We start from the raw sequence: 16,147 nt of genomic DNA on the forward strand, positions 1-16,147 counted from the left end.
TATCACTAATTTAAAGGTCTTAAATTAGTGATATGAATAATCGCAGGACATTACTGGATGCACCTTCACTATCCAGTGAAAAATCATTAAAGACGCTTGTAGAGAACAGAACCATTTATTCGCTGGACAATTGCGAACTAAATCTTTTTGAGACCTATCAGGAATCTGTTTTAGTACCTCTAAAATTTAACGATCTTGTTGTTACCAGTATGCTTAGAGGCAAAAAAGTAATGCATTTATTTGATGATCCCGGATTTGATTATCTACCGGGAGAAACTGTAATTGTTCCTTCGAACGTGGAAATGAAGATCGATTTCCCTGAAGCCACTATTAAAAACCCCACACAATGCCTTGCTCTGGCTATTGATCATAACAAGATCAACAATACATTAGCCTTCCTGAATGAACGTTATCCAAAAGAAGATGAGATATGGAAGCTAAACCATGAAAATTACTCTTTTTACAATAATACAGAACTGGCATCGACGATCAATAAACTTATTAGGGAATGCATGAGCTATTCAGTTACCAAAGATGCTTTAGTAGATCTTGCTTTGCAGGAACTATTAGTAAGGATCATACAAACGCAAACGGTACAGCGCATAGACCATAATACCGCTACAGCAGAAACAGATAGTGCTATTTATATCATTACAGAATACATTAGAAAAAATATAACGAAAAACATTAGTATAAAAGAGTTAAGCGATAAGGCATGTATGAGTACCACCTCGTTTTATCGTTATTTTAAAAGGGAGTTAGGCATGAGCCCGATAGAATTTATTTTAACCGAGAAAATTAAACAGGCTAAAAAACTGCTTAAAACATCAGGGATACAAATCAATGAAGTGTGCTTTATGTCGGGGTTTGATGATTGCAATTATTTCATCAGGTTGTTTAAGAAGTACGAAGGTATCACCCCAAAACAATACCAACAACTGTATATTAACTAGTCTTCGATATAACCAAGCGGTTCCAGATTATTACTCTCTTCACTCGTAAATAGTCGTGAATCGGTCATAAAACGTTTGCCAAGCGGGATTTCAAGCGAGAAACTCGCTCCTCTGCCATCGATAGCATTCAGTGTAAGATGTGTATGCTGCCAGTATTCAAACTGGTCACGGCTCATCCAAAACTCGCAGCCTTCAACTGTACCCAGGCATACATCACTATACCCTAATTTAAAGTCGCCTTTAACAAAGCACATAGGCTGAGAGCCATCACAACAGCCACCGCTTTGATGAAACATTAATTCGCCATACCTGCCCTGCAATTCTTTTACAAGTACAATGGCTTCATTGGTTATATCAACTCTTTTAAACATTTTATAAATTTTTAAAGCATACGCTTTCAATAAAGAACAGGCAGTGCCAAGGGACTAAAGAGCACTACCTGTAAACCTTTATTGAACCAAACAAAATAAAAAAACAGACAGTATTAAGCTGCCTGCCAACAAAACATTTAAAATCTAAAAAAATCCTAGCTTTTTCTTGTCATAAGAAATAAGCATATTTTTTGCCTGCCTGTAGTGGTCAAGCATCATTTTATGGTTTTCACGACCAAATCCTGACTTTTTATATCCACCAAATGGTGCATGAGCAGGGTAAGCATGATAATTATTAACCCATACCCTACCTGCTTTTATAGCACGTGGTACCTGATACAGTTCGTGCGCATCACGCGTCCATACTCCTGCACCAAGACCGTATAAGGTATCGTTGGCAATTTCTATAGCTTCTTCGGTCGTTTTAAAAGTAGTAACACATACTACCGGTCCAAAAATCTCTTCCTGAAAGATCCTCATTTTATTGTGGCCTTTAAAAATAGTAGGCTGTATGTAGTATCCGGTACCTAAATCGCCTTCCAGTATATTTACTTCACCACCTGTAAGCACTTCGGCGCCTTCTTCCTTGCCAATCTTAAGGTATGATTTTATTTTTTCGTATTGATCGTTAGATGCCTGCGCTCCCATAGCAACGGTTTTATCCAGCGGATGACCTATTTTTATAGCCTTTGTGCGCTCTATAACCCTTGCAATGAACTTATCATAAATATCTTCATGAACCAGCATTCTAGAAGGGCACGTACATATTTCACCTTGATTCAGGGCAAACATTACAGCACCTTCTACTGCTTTATCGAAGAAATCATCGTCTGCATCACCAACTGATTTAAAGAAAATGTTAGGCGATTTCCCACCTAATTCCATTGTTGAAGGAATTATATTTTCGGCGGCATACTGCATGATAAGCCTTCCTGTAGTTGTTTCTCCTGTAAAAGAAACTTTTGCAATTTTAGGTGAGGTGGCAAGTGGTTTTCCTGCTTCGATACCAAAGCCATTTACGATATTGATAACACCCGCTGGAACCACATCTTTTATAAGATCCATTAATATAAGTATAGATACCGGAGTCTGCTCTGCCGCTTTTACTACAGTACAATTACCGGCAGCAATTGCAGGAGCAATTTTCCAGGTAGCCATTAATAACGGAAAATTCCAGGGAATGATTTGGCCGACAACTCCAAGTGGCTCGTGTAACACGATGCTAACAGTGTTTTCATCGTGTTCTGCAATAGAACCCTCTTCTGCCCTTATAACTCCTGCAAAGTAGCGGAAATGGTCAATACACAGGGGTAAATCAGCAGCCAGTGTTTCACGAATGGCTTTACCATTATCTATGGTTTCAACTGTTGCCAGATATTCAAGATTAGCCTCCATGATGTCGGCTATTTTATTTAAAACATTACTTCTAAAAGCTGGAGATGCCTTACCCCAGGTTTTAAAACCTTCGTGAGCCGCATCAAGAGCCAGGTCCACATCTTCTTTAGTAGAGCGTGCCGCTTTAGCGAACACCTTACCATCTATTGGTGAAACATTGTCAAAGTATTCACCCTTAACCGGAGGAACAAATTTACCTCCAATAAAATTATCATACTTTTCCTTAAATTCAGGACGTTGTACTATGCTCATAAGTTAAATAGTTTATTTGTTGTTTACCAAAGTTAAACTACTCAATCGTTTCAGTATAGCACTAATCTTTCAATCGATAGCACAAAATTGACATAGGACAATTTTTATAACCACTCTACAAGCGATACCCCTAAACCTATTGTAGTTTGTCTATTGTTATAATCTATAAGTGTTTCTCCATACCCATGAGTAATTTGCAAATATCCTTTAAGATTACCGCTAAGCGTTCGTGACCAGGAAAACTCTGCACCGCCTTTAAAATGCCTGTTAAATGATAGATTACTGTTTGCCGTTAATGTAAATATATTAGTACCCAGAGAATAAATTACCGTGGCATCACCACGACCTATATACTCTACAATATCAGGGTTATCATCTTCTTTAGGATCATCAGGTAATCTAAACCATGGGCGTAGATATACCTGCCAGTTATCTTTTTCAAAACCAGCATGAAAGATAATTCTGTTCCAGCTTCGGGATAATGGTATACCTCTACCGTTAGACTGGTGATTAAATGCTACTCCTGCCATACGATTCTTGAATCCGAAAAGCTCGAAGTTTGTAGCAAAGTTTAAAATGATCTCAGGTTCATAATTGATCTCCCTAAAAGGACGGGAAAGACTCTTGTTATACAATTGCCAATGTGATTTTTGGGTATAAGCCATCCATAGATCGCCATGCCCCCAAAAGATACTCTGCAGGACTTTCACTTTAAAGCTTAATTGAAATTTGGATTCAAGATTGTTAAGATCAAGATTATCTGCCACATTATACTTGGGATCAGGATTACCACTATGTGGCTGACCATTGGGATTGCTCGACCACCGCATAGGCAGCACATAAACAGGTTTATAAGGTGTAATCAGGAAGGTACCCGAAGAAGTAAGTGTATCGAGTTCCCATCGCTGTGACATCGATTTTGGACGCTCATTATCAAATAACGAACTTACCTGGGCATTCGTATAACCAAAGTGAAAAAGAAGTGCAAAAAGGAATATTTGCTTGCGGGATGTATGTAAAAAAACAGACATAATAAATATATTTGTAAACAAATATATTTATTATGTCTGTTAAATTATCTTAAAGGAAATTTCTTATGTAAAAAGCGAAACTACATAATACATGATCGCTGCTATTATTGCCGATACAGGTATAGTAAGTATCCATGCCCAAAGAAGGCTTATAGTTACTCCCCAACGTACGGCTGATATTCTTTTAGTAATACCAACACCTATAATAGAACCTGTAATAGTATGTGTAGTAGATACAGGAATACCTAAATGTTCTGCAGTATATAATGTAACAGCTCCGGCAGTTTCGGCAGCTACACCTTCTAATGATGTTACTTTTGTGATTTTAGACCCCATGGTCTTAACAATTTTCCAACCACCACTCATTGTACCAAGACCAATCATAAGGAAACTCGTTATTGGCACCCATGCGTAATGATCTACAAAATAAGAGAAACGATCGGCACTTTCAAGAGATAAGTAGGCTGCATTACCAATTTTCATCTCGTAAAAAATAACAGCCGCACCTATAATACCCATTACTTTTTGAGCATCATTTGCACCGTGACCTAAGCTAAATAATGCAGAAGACACTAACTGAAGTCTTTTAAACCATTTGTCAGCCTTAGAAGGGTTTGCTTTACGGCAGATGTTAAGTATAAGAATGGTAATAAAATAGGCCACCACCATACCTATAAGAGGTGCTGCAAAGATGAATAGTACTATAGGAATAACTTTTGCGTAGTTGATTACAGTATTAATATCGGCACCCGGAATGGTAAAGGCATGAGCCAATGCAGCTCCCATAAATCCACCAATAAGTGTGTGGGATGAAGACGATGGTATACCAAGTTTCCATGTCAATAAGTTCCAGGTAATTGCAGCAATAAGTCCGGCAAGAATAACCTCAAGGGTTATAAAATCTTCACTTACTGTTTTTGCGATTGTGTTACCAATTTTAAACTCGCCTATCCAATACTTAGAGATAAAATAAGCTAGAAAGTTAAAAAATGCGGCCCAAAGTACTGCCTGAAAAGGTGTAAGCACCTTTGTTGCAACGATGGTCGCTATGGAGTTTGCAGCATCATGGAATCCATTGATATAATCAAAGACCAGTGCTAAAATAATAATAATTACAAGAAGCGTAAACATAGTGATTGTTTTCTATGGTTGTGATTTATGAATGTTTTACTGCGATAGATTCCAGTACATTCGCTACTCCTTTACATTTATCAGCAGCTGATTCCAGTGCAGATAATACTTCTTTGTATTTAATGATGTTTTTTGCATCGGTTTCATTTTCAAAGATATCGGCTACAGCCTTATCAAAAACGTTATCCGATTTATTTTCAAGTTTGTTGATTCTTTTGCAGGCATCTGTGATACCTTTAAGATTATTCATGTCTTTAAGATCGACAACCGCAACCTGTATAAGCTGACAAGCTTCAAGAGTAATTTCGGTCATTTTTCTAATAGACTTGGTGATTTTTTCTACCTGATACAGTCTCATTCTGTTAGCAGCTCCATAAAGGTAATCACCCACATCATCAATAGCAGTGATTAGCGCATGGATATCCTCTCTGTCAAACGGAGTGATAAAGTTTCTGCTAAGTTCAAGATTAGTCTTGTGTGCTATTTCTTCAATAATACTTTCTAATTCTTCTATTTTCCTGTAGTATGCTTCCCTTTCGTCTTTAGGTGCATTTACTGCTTCGTGAAGAGTTTCGGCAAGTATAACTAAGTTAGTTGTTGCTTGCTCGAAAAGGGGGAAAAATTTCTTATCTTTTGGTACAAGAAATTGGAAGATGCTGTTTATAGACATTACATTGATTTTTGATGTTGCAAATGTACTTTTCCAATGTTAAGAAATCATTAAGCAATCATGAACATGGAGTTATTAATTTTAAGGAATTGCTAAGCCAAAAAAAAAATAGGATTCGCAATAATTTCTTGTACTATCAAACGTTTTCGTATTTTAGCACCTCAAAATTTACATTCATTAGACAAATATACATTATACCATGGATATTAACTTCAATAAAAACGAAGACCATAACAAACTTTTATTATCTGATCTTAAACAAAAACTGGCTAAAGTAAAATTAGGCGGCGGTGAAAAACGTATTGAGAAGCTTCATAACGAAGGCAAAATGACCGCCAGAGAGCGCATAGAGTACCTTTTAGACCCTAAAAGCAAAAGCATTGAGATTGGTGCTTTTGTAGGTGATGGCATGTATGCCGAACATGGCGGATGCCCATCGGGTGGTGTAGTTATAAAAATAGGCTATGTTCGCGGTAAACAATGTATAGTAGTAGCTAATGATGCTACTGTAAAAGCCGGTGCATGGTTTCCTATTACAGGAAAGAAAAACCTTCGTGCACAGGAAATCGCTATGGAAAACCGTTTGCCAATTATTTATCTTGTTGACAGTGCAGGTGTTTACCTGCCATTACAGGATGAAATTTTCCCTGATAAAGAACATTTTGGGCGTATCTTCCGTAACAATGCTATTATGAGCAGCATGGGTATAACCCAAATTGCAGCCGTAATGGGCAGCTGTGTTGCCGGAGGTGCTTACCTTCCTATTATGAGCGACGAAGCACTTATAGTAGACAAAACAGGAAGTATATTCCTTGCAGGAAGTTACCTTGTTAAAGCTGCGATTGGCGAAACAATTGACAACGAAACACTTGGGGGAGCAACTACACATTGCGAAATATCAGGCGTTACAGATTATAAAGCTAAAGACGATAAAGACGCCCTTGACACTATAAAGAACATTATAGACAAAATAGGCGATTATAATAAAGCAGGATACAACCGTGTGAAAGCAGAAAAACCTGCACTACCGGAAGAAGATATTTATGGTATTCTTCCAAAATCACGTTCTGAACAGTATGATATGATGGAAATCATTAAAAGACTCGTAGACAACAGTGATTTTGACGAATATAAAGCAGGATACGGTCAAACTATTATTACAGGTTACGCACGTATAGACGGCTGGGCTGTAGGTATTGTAGCCAACCAGCGTAAAGTGGTGAAATCTAAAAAAGGTGAAATGCAGTTTGGCGGAGTAATTTATTCTGACAGTGCAGACAAGGCAACACGCTTTATAGCGAACTGTAATCAAAAGAAAATTCCGTTAGTATTCCTTCAGGATGTTACCGGATTCATGGTAGGTTCTAAATCAGAACATGGAGGTATCATTAAAGATGGTGCTAAAATGGTAAATGCAGTAAGTAACTCTGTAGTACCTAAATTCACAGTAGTTGTGGGCAACTCTTATGGCGCCGGTAACTATGCTATGTGTGGTAAAGCCTATGACCCAAGACTAATATTTGCATGGCCAAGTGCAGAACTTGCCGTTATGGGTGGTACTCAGGCTGCAAAAGTATTAATGCAGATAGAAGCGTCATCACTTAAAGCCAGAGGTGAAGAAATTACTCCTGAAAAAGAAGCTGAATTATTTAATAAGATCAAAGCACGATACGACTCACAAGTATCTCCTTATTATGCAGCATCAAGATTATGGACAGACGGTATTATCGATCCTTTAGATACCCGTAAATGGATATCTTTAGGAATTGAAGCGGCTAATCATGCTCCAATAGAGAAACAATTTAACCTTGGTGTTATACAGGTTTAATTTATTTTGTTATAAAAATTTGTTTTTAGGGATTAATCGGCGTTTAATGCAGTAACGTGTCAGCGATTTAACATAATGTGATATTTTTAATTCACATACCTGTTATCTTTAAGCACTTAAACTAAACAAACGAAATGAAATCTGTACTAACAAAACTGCTGCTATTGCTCGCGGTCTTTAACTGTTTTGCTCAAATTAAGAGCAAAACAGTTGGGATCGAGGGCTTTAAATCAAAGTTCGTCAAGGCACGAAACATTGAAATCTGGTTACCTCCTTCTTACACTAAAGATCCAACAAAAAAATTCCCGGTGCTGTACATGCAGGACGGCCAAAACATCTTTAATCCGGAAACATCAACGCATAACGCAGCATGGAAAGCTGATAGTACTGCAAAAAAAATGATAGCCGACGAAAGGATAAAACCTTTTATTATTGTAGCTATATGGAACACCGATAAACGTTTCATTGAATACTTTCCTGAAAAAGCTGCCAAAAATTTCAGCAAAAAAGACCTTAAGGTATTTGAAAAAATTAAACAGCAGGAAAAAATTAAGGATAGTGAGCTATTAGGTGACGAGTATCTTAAATTCCTAGTTTCTGAATTAAAACCCTATATCGACAAAAATTACCGTACACTTTCTGATCCTGAAAACACCAGTATTTGTGGAAGCTCTATGGGAGCTCTTATTTCGTTATATGCCATTTGCGAGTATCCTAATATTTTTGGACAGGCAGCGTGTATGTCTACACATTGGCCTCTATTGTTTGACAACACTTATATGCCCTTGTCTGAAGGAATTAAAAAATATGTTTTCGAAAACCTGCCTCCTCCCTCAAATCATCGCATCTATTTTGATCATGGTACAAAAAGCATAGATCAATATTATGAAGTGCATCAAAAAGCAATTGATAATATTATGAAAATTAAAGGGTATAATAATAGTAACTGGATTACGAAAAAAATTGAAAATGCTGAACATACAGAAAAAGCATGGCAGGAACGTTTTGATGAAGTATTAACCTTTTTGTATAAAGGCAAAAAAGACTTTAAAAAATCTCAGAAATAATAATCCCGTAAATAGCAATTGATACCAACAGACTCAAATATCTTTTTTACCTTTCCCTTCTAAATAGTATCTTAATTAGAATGTTATGAAATTAACAGAAACAGAGCTGCGGGAACTGGCTAAGCAGCTTCGCTGCCCTGATGGAGAAAGCGGGATTAAAGTAGGCGAAATGATGAACTTTACAAATAGCAATATCATTAATAAAGCCATTGAGAGCATTAAACTGGAAAACGGAGATCGAATACTAGAAATTGGTCCTGGTAATGGAAGCCATGTAAAAGATATTATAAACAGCGTAACCGACCTGGAATATTTTGGTATTGACATTTCTGAAACTATGGTTGAAGAAGCTGAAAAACTAAACACGGCATATGAAAATGTTTCTTTCCGTTTAACAGATGGTGAACACATTCCTTTCAGCGAAAATCACTTTAATAAGATCTTTACCTGTAACACCATTTATTTTTGGAACGACCCTCAGGATTATGTTCATGAACTTAGCCGTGTTTTAAAACCTGATGGCATTGTATCTATTGGATTCATCCCGAAAAGCACTATGCAGCATATACCTTTTGCAAAATTTGGCTTTGTGCTATATGATGTTGAAACGGTAATACAATTATTAGAAAATGTAGGTTTTACTATTTTAGAAGCGAACGTCGAAAAAGAACTTGTAACCAGTAATAGTGGCGAAAAGATAGAAAGAGAATTTATTATCCTTTCTGCTAAAAAATCATAGCATATCGTAACAAATACTTCCGTTTTATAACCAATAGCATATAAACTTTTTGTGTCATGAAGAAAGTCTTTCTTTTTACGCTTACCTTATTTAGTATTTACAATATTTCTGCCCAAACTTTTACAAGACGGGACAGTCTTCAGGGTGGACTCCGACTTGAGCGTACCAATTTTGACGTACAGCGCTATGATCTTAATATTACGGTTAACCCGGATAAGAAATTTATCAGCGGTTATAATGATATTACTTTTAAGGTACTGGAAAAAACAGGCAGAATCCAGCTGGATCTATTCGAAAATATGCAGGTAGACAGTATTGTATTTAAAGGTAAAAAACTGGCTTATAAAAGAGATAATGATGCTGTTTTTATTACGTTCGCCTCTGAACTTAAAAGAGGCTCTGAAGAAAAACTGCGTTTTTACTATTCGGGTAAACCAGTAGTAGCAAAAAATGCTCCATGGGATGGTGGTTTTGTATTCGCTAAAGACAGCGAACAAAAGCCCTGGATAGGTGTTGCTGTACAGGGTACAGGTGCAAGTCTTTGGTATCCGGTTAAAGATCACCAAACAGATGAGCCGGACAGAGGTGCTTCTATTAAAGTAGCTGTACCAAACGGACTAATGAATGTCTCTAATGGAAGGTTTAAAGGAAGTGAAGACCTTAAAAATGGTTATACCCGATGGGATTGGGAAGTAATCAATCCTATAAATAATTATACCATAACCCTAAACATTGCAGATTATGCCCACATACATGATAATTATAAAGGTCTAGACCTTGACTATTATGTACTTCGCAAAAACGAAGAAAAAGCACGCAAACATTTTGAAGAGGTTAAACCTATGATGGATTGTTTTCAGTCGAAATTTGGAAAGTATCCGTTCTTTGAAGATGGTTATAAACTGGTAGAAACACCCTATCTGGGTATGGAACATCAAAGTGCTGTTGCTTATGGCAATAAATACCGAAAAGGATATTTGGGCAGTGATATGACCGGCACAGGTATCGGAATGACGTTTGACTATATTACTATACATGAAACCGGGCATGAATGGTTTGGTAATAGTATTACCTCTAAGGATATTGCCGATATGTGGATACACGAAGGCTTTACAACGTATAGTGAGTCTGTTTTTGTGGAGTGTCTTTTAGGATATGATAAAGCAATGCAATACATAACAGGACAACAAAGAAATGTAGGCAACTATAAACCTGTTATAGGAATTTTTGGGGTAAACAAAGAAGGCTCAGGCGATATGTATTACAAGGGAGCACTTTTACTTAATACATTACGACATATTGTAAATGACGACCAGAAATGGTGGAAGATGCTTCTGAAATACTCTGAAACCTATAAGAAACAAGTCATAGATACCGAAACCGTTGTTGCCTTTTTTAGCAAAGAAACAGGTATGAATCTTACTCCTGTTTTTGACCAATACCTGCGCTACAAAGACATACCGAAATTACAGGTAAAATTAAATGACAGCAAGTTAGAATACCGCTGGGAAACTGATGTGCAAAATTTTGCTATGCCAGTAGGCATAACTGTTAATGATAAAGAAATAAGGCTTAATGCAACCAATACCTGGCAAACTGTTACCATAAATGCTTTTAATCCTGATGAAATTAATCTTCAAAAAAGCAAATATTATGTAAGGTTCGAAAAACTTTAGGCAGAAGCTAAAGTTTTATCTCTTATTACTTTACCCGATTCGGTTTCCGTAAATTCTTTTACAAAAAGAACCTCTTTGGGTTTTTCATATTTGCCTAATTGAGCAAAAACAGTTGTATCAATATCAAAAGGTTCGCCTTCAATAACAAGAACGAGTTTTTCGCCAAGTGTTTCATCCGGAATTCCTTTTACAAAGAAACGCCTGCTTATATTCTTCGATAGTTTTTCTTCGATTTGTTCAGGAAATAACTTAACACCACCGCTATTGATAACATTATCATGTCTTCCGAGCCAGATAAAATGAGTGTCATCTATAATTTTAACTACATCATTTGTAACAACTGGCTCATCACAAATAGCATAAGGATCAATAACAAGACAATGTCTGTCGTCTTCACTTATATTTACATGAGGTAAAACGGTAAAAGCTTCCTCACCTATTCTCTTTGCAGCAATATGAGTAATGGTCTCGGTCATACCGTATGTTTCGTAGATCTCTGTAGGCAAAACCTGAAGCTGATCAGACAATGCCTGACTTACCTTTGCCCCACCCAATATCAGTTTTTTTATTTTATGAAGTTTTTCAAGCGAATGCTGTGCCTGTAAAGGAACCATAGCGGCAAAATCATATTCCTGATCATTGCGTTCTAAAGGATTTGATACGGGTGCTGTAATGTCCATGTCCCATCCCAAAATAAAAGCTCTTACTAACATCATTTTGCCTGCTACATACTGTGTAGGCAAACAATGTAAGACTCTAATACCCGGATACAGGTCGAAAAAAGTGCCTGTAGCCATTGCAGAGTTTATCATAGCCTGCTTTTCTACTCTTATAGGTTTTGGAGTTCCTGTAGTACCCGACGTCTGCATTTCTATAAAGCTGTTCTGGTCAAACCAGTCCAATAAAAAATCACCTAATGCTCTTTCAAAAGGCTCACCCTCTTTAATAAAACTATAGGCTATACGGCAAAGGTCGTCTTCGTTAAGGTGAAAACCGTTTAATTTGAAACGGTTGTGCACAAAGTGATAATCCGGATTAATCATGGCTGTATCCTGTTTCGTTATTAGTATCCTTCAGTATTAATTTTCCGGTTAGCTTTTCGCGCCAGCCGGACCATTTGTATTTCTTACTAAAAATAAATAAAAGTATAGGATAAACAATAAACACCGGAAGCAAAATATCAAAACCCGCATCGGGTATTGAGTAGTCTTTCAATACAGAATCGGTTTGCAATGCAGTCCAATCTGATGTTATAAGTAATGCTGTAACAAGATTGTTTGCTGCATGAAAACCCAGCGCAAGCTCCATACCGTCATCCATCAATGTCATTATTCCCAGGAAAAAACCTGTTCCTATATAATATAAGAGCAATATATACCCTAGCTTTTCTATTTCAGGATTCGCAATATGCATTACCCCAAACATAACCGATGTTGTTATTAATGGTATTAACTTACTGCGGGTTGCTATACCTATCCCCTGCATAAGGTATCCTCTAAACAGGTATTCTTCAAAACTTGTCTGCATTGGTACAAGCACTACAGCAATAGCAGCTAGTATAGCAAATGGAACAGGCTTAAAATTAATTTCATAATTAGCCGGTTCTGCATAATAGGCCACGACAGTAAGAAGGATGGTTACTGCACTCCACAGCCCGAAAGAAAAGAAAATCCTTTTCCAGTCTACTTTTTCCCTGGCAGTAGTAAGGCTTCTTATGCTTTGCTTATTAACAAACTTAACCCAAACCAAAAGCATAATTAAAAAAATTGCGAGTGGCAACATTGTTTCAAAAAATACACGATTTGTACCTTTTCGGGTAATTTCATCCTGTATGAGTTTATCAACATCTAGATTAAGAGCTACAACTGCAACATAATTGAGCAGCATAAGCAGCATAAAGATTATTGGTATAGGTAGGTATTTAATAATGTCAAACTTTTTGCTGTAGGCCTGCTCAATAAACATATAATTTTAAATTTTGTTAGCACTAAGTTACTTCAAATTTCCATTTATAATAACTTACTTTGCAAAAAGAATTAAATGATCACGATATACCACAACCCAAGATGCAGTAAGTCACGTGAATGCATGCAGCTACTGGAACTTCAGGATAGAACTTTTACTACAGTAAAATATCTTAACGAACCTTTAACAAAAGACGAACTTACTTCGTTGATTAAAAAGCTGAATATAAAGCCAATAGAACTTATTAGGCAAAAAGAAAGCATTTGGATAGAAAATTATAAAGGAAAAGATTTAAGTGATGGCAAGATTATTGATGCCATGGTGCAATATCCTGTTCTGATTGAGCGTCCTATAGTAGTTAATGGCGACAAAGCCGTGATTGCACGCCCTGTGGAGAGGGTTAATGAGATTCTATAATTTTACAAACCTATTCTATTACGTCTTGATTTTTGTTGAGACAATCCAAAATCACCAATTTTTACATGAAGAATTTACAGAAATCTGTAGTACTGCTCTTTTTATTATCTGCTTTTGCAGTATTTGCTCAGGGTAATCCAGGCAATACGGTTAAAATAACCGGAAAACTTATTGAACAGGACACAAAACTACCATTGGAATTTGCTACAGTTACCATACAAAATACTGCTAACGTTACCATAAACGGAGCAATGACAGATGCTAATGGAGAATATAGTATTAATGTAGCTCCCGGTATTTACAATATAAAATTTGACTTCATATCGTTTAAGCCTACTGCTATACTAGCAAAAGAAATTACAGGAAATACCAATCTGGGTGTAACCGCTATGGCATCTGATGCAACAATGCTTAATGATGTAGAAATTGTTGCCGAACGCTCTACTGTGGAGATCAAGCTCGATAAAAGAGTGTACTCTGTGGGTAAAGACATGATGGTTAAGGGTGGTACTGTGAGTGATGTTCTTGATAATGTACCGTCTGTATCTGTAGATGCTGAGGGTAATGTAGCTCTTAGAGGAAATCAAAGCGTTACCATATTAATTGACGGAAGGCCATCAAGCCTTGCCGGAAGTAATGTAGCCGATGTATTAAGACTATTACCTGCAGATTCTGTAGATAAAGTAGAAGTAATTACCAATCCATCTGCACGTTATGATGCAGAAGGTGGTGGAGGTATCGTTAATATCATCCTTAAAAAAGGTTCGGCTAATGGTTTTAACGGATCTGTTGTTGCCAGTACCGGTAATCCTGATAATCATGGAATAAGTGCTAACCTTAACTATAGAAGTGAAAATTTTAACCTGTTTTCTAATTTAGGATACAACTACAGGAACAGTCCCGGAAACTCTTTTACCAATACTGAATACCTGAATAAAGACAATACTACCCGTAATTTTGTTAATGAGAAAAGAATAAGTAAACGTAAACAGAATGGAATTAATGCCAGCTTTGGTGCTGAATGGTTTTTAGACAAAACCCTTACATGGACCAACTCTGTTTCTGTTAGAAAAAATAACGGCGACAATCCTACTAAAACCTACTTTGATAATTATGATGCTAATCATAATTATCAAAGTACCCGTTACCGTTACAATGAGGAAGATGAAAAAGACACCAATGTTAGATTCTCTACCAATTTAATAAAAAAGTTTGACGACAAAGGCCATGAACTTAAGATAGATGCTTCGGTATCTAAAAGTATGGACGACGAAAATGCCATTATTAATGATATTACTTTAGGTTCTCCAAACCTTGTAAACAGCAATGAAAGAACCTTTAATGATGAAGACGAAAACCGCGCCCTTATTCAGGCTGATTATGTTTTACCGCTAGGAGAAAACAGCCGTTTTGAAGCAGGATACCGTGGCAGCTTTACTACAATGGAAACTGATGCTAAAGCCGAAATACTTAACGGCGGCATTTGGGAAAACAATAAAAACTACTCTAACTTTTTACAATACAAGGAAAAAGTAAACGCGCTATATTCTCAGTTTGGGTCTAAAATGGGTAAATTCTCTTACCTGTTCGGACTTAGATGGGAAGACTCAAATATTGATGTTAACCTATTAGACTCAAGTAACTATAACAATAAGAGATACAACAACTTTTTCCCAAGTGCATTCCTTACTTATGAGTTTAATGAAGGTACAAGTGCAAGCATTAGCTATAGCCGACGTATTAACCGTCCAAGAGGCCGTTTCTTAAACCCATTCTCAGGATTGGAGAGTAATATTAATATCTTCCGTGGTAACCCGGATCTTGACCCATCGATGACCAATGCCATCGATATTGGTTTCCTTAAAAAATGGAGCAAAGTAACACTTAGCAGCTCTGCATATATGAATATAACTGATGATACTTTCCAGTTCATCAGAAGAGCAACGGGCGACTTTGCTGTTCAACAGGTAGGCGGACTTGACACAACTGATCCCCAAGGAAATGTTACCATAGTAGATGGAGAAGATATTAAAACACCTATAATACTAACCACACCTGTTAACCTTGCAAAAGAGTACCGTTTTGGTTTTGAATTCAATGTAAACTATACTCCGTTTAAATGGTGGAGAATTAACAGTAACTTTAATTTTTACAGAAACGAAACAAAAGGTGATTATACTTTTACCTACGTAGATGGAAAAGGAAACACTATAAACGATTTTATAAACCTTAACCGTACGGCCTACAGCTGGACAACAAGGGTAAACTCTAAAATATCCCTTCCTTTAAAAATTGACTGGCAGCTGAACGGTAATTATGAAGCACCTCAAAATACGGCTCAGGGTAAACGAATAGGTGTTGCCAGTGCAAATACCTCATTAAGTAAAGATATTCTTAAAGACAAAGCTACAATAGGCATTAACGTACAGGATATTTTTAACTCCAGAAAGATGAAAAATGAAACCTACCTGCCGGGTGAATTGAGATCACATAGCGAAATGCAGTGGAGACAACGCCAGGTTACCGTTTCCTTTACCTATCGTTTTAACATGAACAAGAACGATAAGCAAAAACAACAGAAGGAACAACAGGATAATGGCGGAGATGAATTTATGGGAGGATAAAAAATAAAAAACGGGCTTAGAAATAAGC

14 protein-coding genes are annotated in these 16,147 nt (G+C 36.8%); 7 read left to right on the forward strand and 7 right to left on the reverse strand.

What is annotated here, in order from left to right:
* The first annotated feature begins 32 nt into the window (after positions 1 to 32).
* Complete coding sequence (locus EPI11_RS06075) at positions 33 to 953, forward strand: AraC family transcriptional regulator (RefSeq protein ID WP_128389055.1); 921 nt, start codon at positions 33 to 35, stop codon at positions 951 to 953.
* On the opposite strand, the gene EPI11_RS06080 is transcribed toward EPI11_RS06075, so the two are convergent.
* The 5 genes from EPI11_RS06080 to EPI11_RS06100 form a co-directional block, all read right to left on the reverse strand.
* Complete coding sequence (locus EPI11_RS06080) at positions 950 to 1,324, reverse strand: DUF779 domain-containing protein (protein WP_128389056.1); 375 nt, start codon at positions 1,322 to 1,324, stop codon at positions 950 to 952. The two genes, EPI11_RS06075 and EPI11_RS06080, sit on opposite strands and share 4 nt — an antisense overlap.
* Positions 1,325 to 1,468: 144 nt before the next feature.
* Complete coding sequence (locus EPI11_RS06085; RefSeq protein ID WP_128389057.1) at positions 1,469 to 2,971, reverse strand: aldehyde dehydrogenase family protein; 1,503 nt, start codon at positions 2,969 to 2,971, stop codon at positions 1,469 to 1,471.
* A gap of 104 nt (positions 2,972 to 3,075) precedes the next feature.
* Positions 3,076 to 4,002, reverse strand: a complete 927-nt coding sequence (locus EPI11_RS06090) for a phospholipase A (protein ID WP_206619100.1) — start codon at positions 4,000 to 4,002, stop codon at positions 3,076 to 3,078.
* A 63-nt stretch (positions 4,003 to 4,065) separates the two neighbouring features.
* The gene (locus tag EPI11_RS06095) at positions 4,066 to 5,133 is read right to left on the reverse strand and encodes an inorganic phosphate transporter (RefSeq protein ID WP_128389058.1); all 1,068 of its coding nucleotides are present in this window, start codon (positions 5,131 to 5,133) and stop codon (positions 4,066 to 4,068) included.
* Between the two features lie 25 nt (positions 5,134 to 5,158).
* A complete protein-coding gene (locus EPI11_RS06100; RefSeq protein WP_128389059.1) occupies positions 5,159 to 5,803 on the reverse strand; it encodes a DUF47 domain-containing protein in 645 nt (214 codons plus the stop codon).
* A 199-nt stretch (positions 5,804 to 6,002) separates the two neighbouring features.
* On the opposite strand from EPI11_RS06100, the gene EPI11_RS06105 reads away from it, so the two are divergent.
* From EPI11_RS06105 to EPI11_RS06120, 4 genes are all read left to right on the forward strand, one after another.
* Positions 6,003 to 7,631 (forward strand): acyl-CoA carboxylase subunit beta, encoded by a 1,629-nt coding sequence (locus tag EPI11_RS06105; protein ID WP_128389060.1) that lies wholly within the window; start codon positions 6,003 to 6,005, stop codon positions 7,629 to 7,631.
* Positions 7,632 to 7,765: 134 nt separating this feature from the next.
* The gene (locus tag EPI11_RS06110) at positions 7,766 to 8,698 is read left to right on the forward strand and encodes an alpha/beta hydrolase (RefSeq protein WP_128389061.1); all 933 of its coding nucleotides are present in this window, start codon (positions 7,766 to 7,768) and stop codon (positions 8,696 to 8,698) included.
* Positions 8,699 to 8,783: 85 nt separating this feature from the next.
* Positions 8,784 to 9,437 (forward strand): class I SAM-dependent methyltransferase, encoded by a 654-nt coding sequence (locus EPI11_RS06115; RefSeq protein ID WP_128389062.1) that lies wholly within the window; start codon positions 8,784 to 8,786, stop codon positions 9,435 to 9,437.
* Between the two features lie 56 nt (positions 9,438 to 9,493).
* Positions 9,494 to 11,113, forward strand: coding sequence for a M1 family metallopeptidase (locus tag EPI11_RS06120; RefSeq protein ID WP_128389063.1), 1,620 nt, complete (start codon positions 9,494 to 9,496; stop codon positions 11,111 to 11,113).
* On the opposite strand, the gene EPI11_RS06125 is transcribed toward EPI11_RS06120, so the two are convergent.
* Both EPI11_RS06125 and EPI11_RS06130 read right to left on the reverse strand, forming a co-directional pair.
* The gene (locus EPI11_RS06125) at positions 11,110 to 12,156 is read right to left on the reverse strand and encodes an AMP-binding protein (RefSeq protein ID WP_128389064.1); all 1,047 of its coding nucleotides are present in this window, start codon (positions 12,154 to 12,156) and stop codon (positions 11,110 to 11,112) included. The genes EPI11_RS06120 and EPI11_RS06125 overlap by 4 nt on opposite strands.
* Positions 12,149 to 13,078, reverse strand: coding sequence for a CPBP family intramembrane glutamic endopeptidase (locus EPI11_RS06130; RefSeq protein ID WP_128389065.1), 930 nt, complete (start codon positions 13,076 to 13,078; stop codon positions 12,149 to 12,151). Before EPI11_RS06130 ends, EPI11_RS06125 begins: the two co-directional genes overlap by 8 nt.
* A 75-nt stretch (positions 13,079 to 13,153) precedes the next feature.
* Here EPI11_RS06130 and arsC point away from each other — a divergent pair, with 75 nt between their 5' ends.
* Both arsC and EPI11_RS06140 read left to right on the forward strand, forming a co-directional pair.
* Complete coding sequence (arsC, locus tag EPI11_RS06135) at positions 13,154 to 13,495, forward strand: arsenate reductase (glutaredoxin) (protein WP_128389066.1); 342 nt, start codon at positions 13,154 to 13,156, stop codon at positions 13,493 to 13,495.
* 65 nt (positions 13,496 to 13,560) lie between these two features.
* Positions 13,561 to 16,119: a TonB-dependent receptor domain-containing protein gene (locus EPI11_RS06140; protein WP_128389067.1), complete on the forward strand. Its 2,559-nt coding sequence runs from the start codon at positions 13,561 to 13,563 to the stop codon at positions 16,117 to 16,119.
* Positions 16,120 to 16,147 lie beyond the last annotated feature (28 nt).

The sequence above is a fragment of the Flavobacterium cerinum genome (genome assembly GCF_004028155.1).
Taxonomy (GTDB): domain Bacteria; phylum Bacteroidota; class Bacteroidia; order Flavobacteriales; family Flavobacteriaceae; genus Flavobacterium; species Flavobacterium cerinum.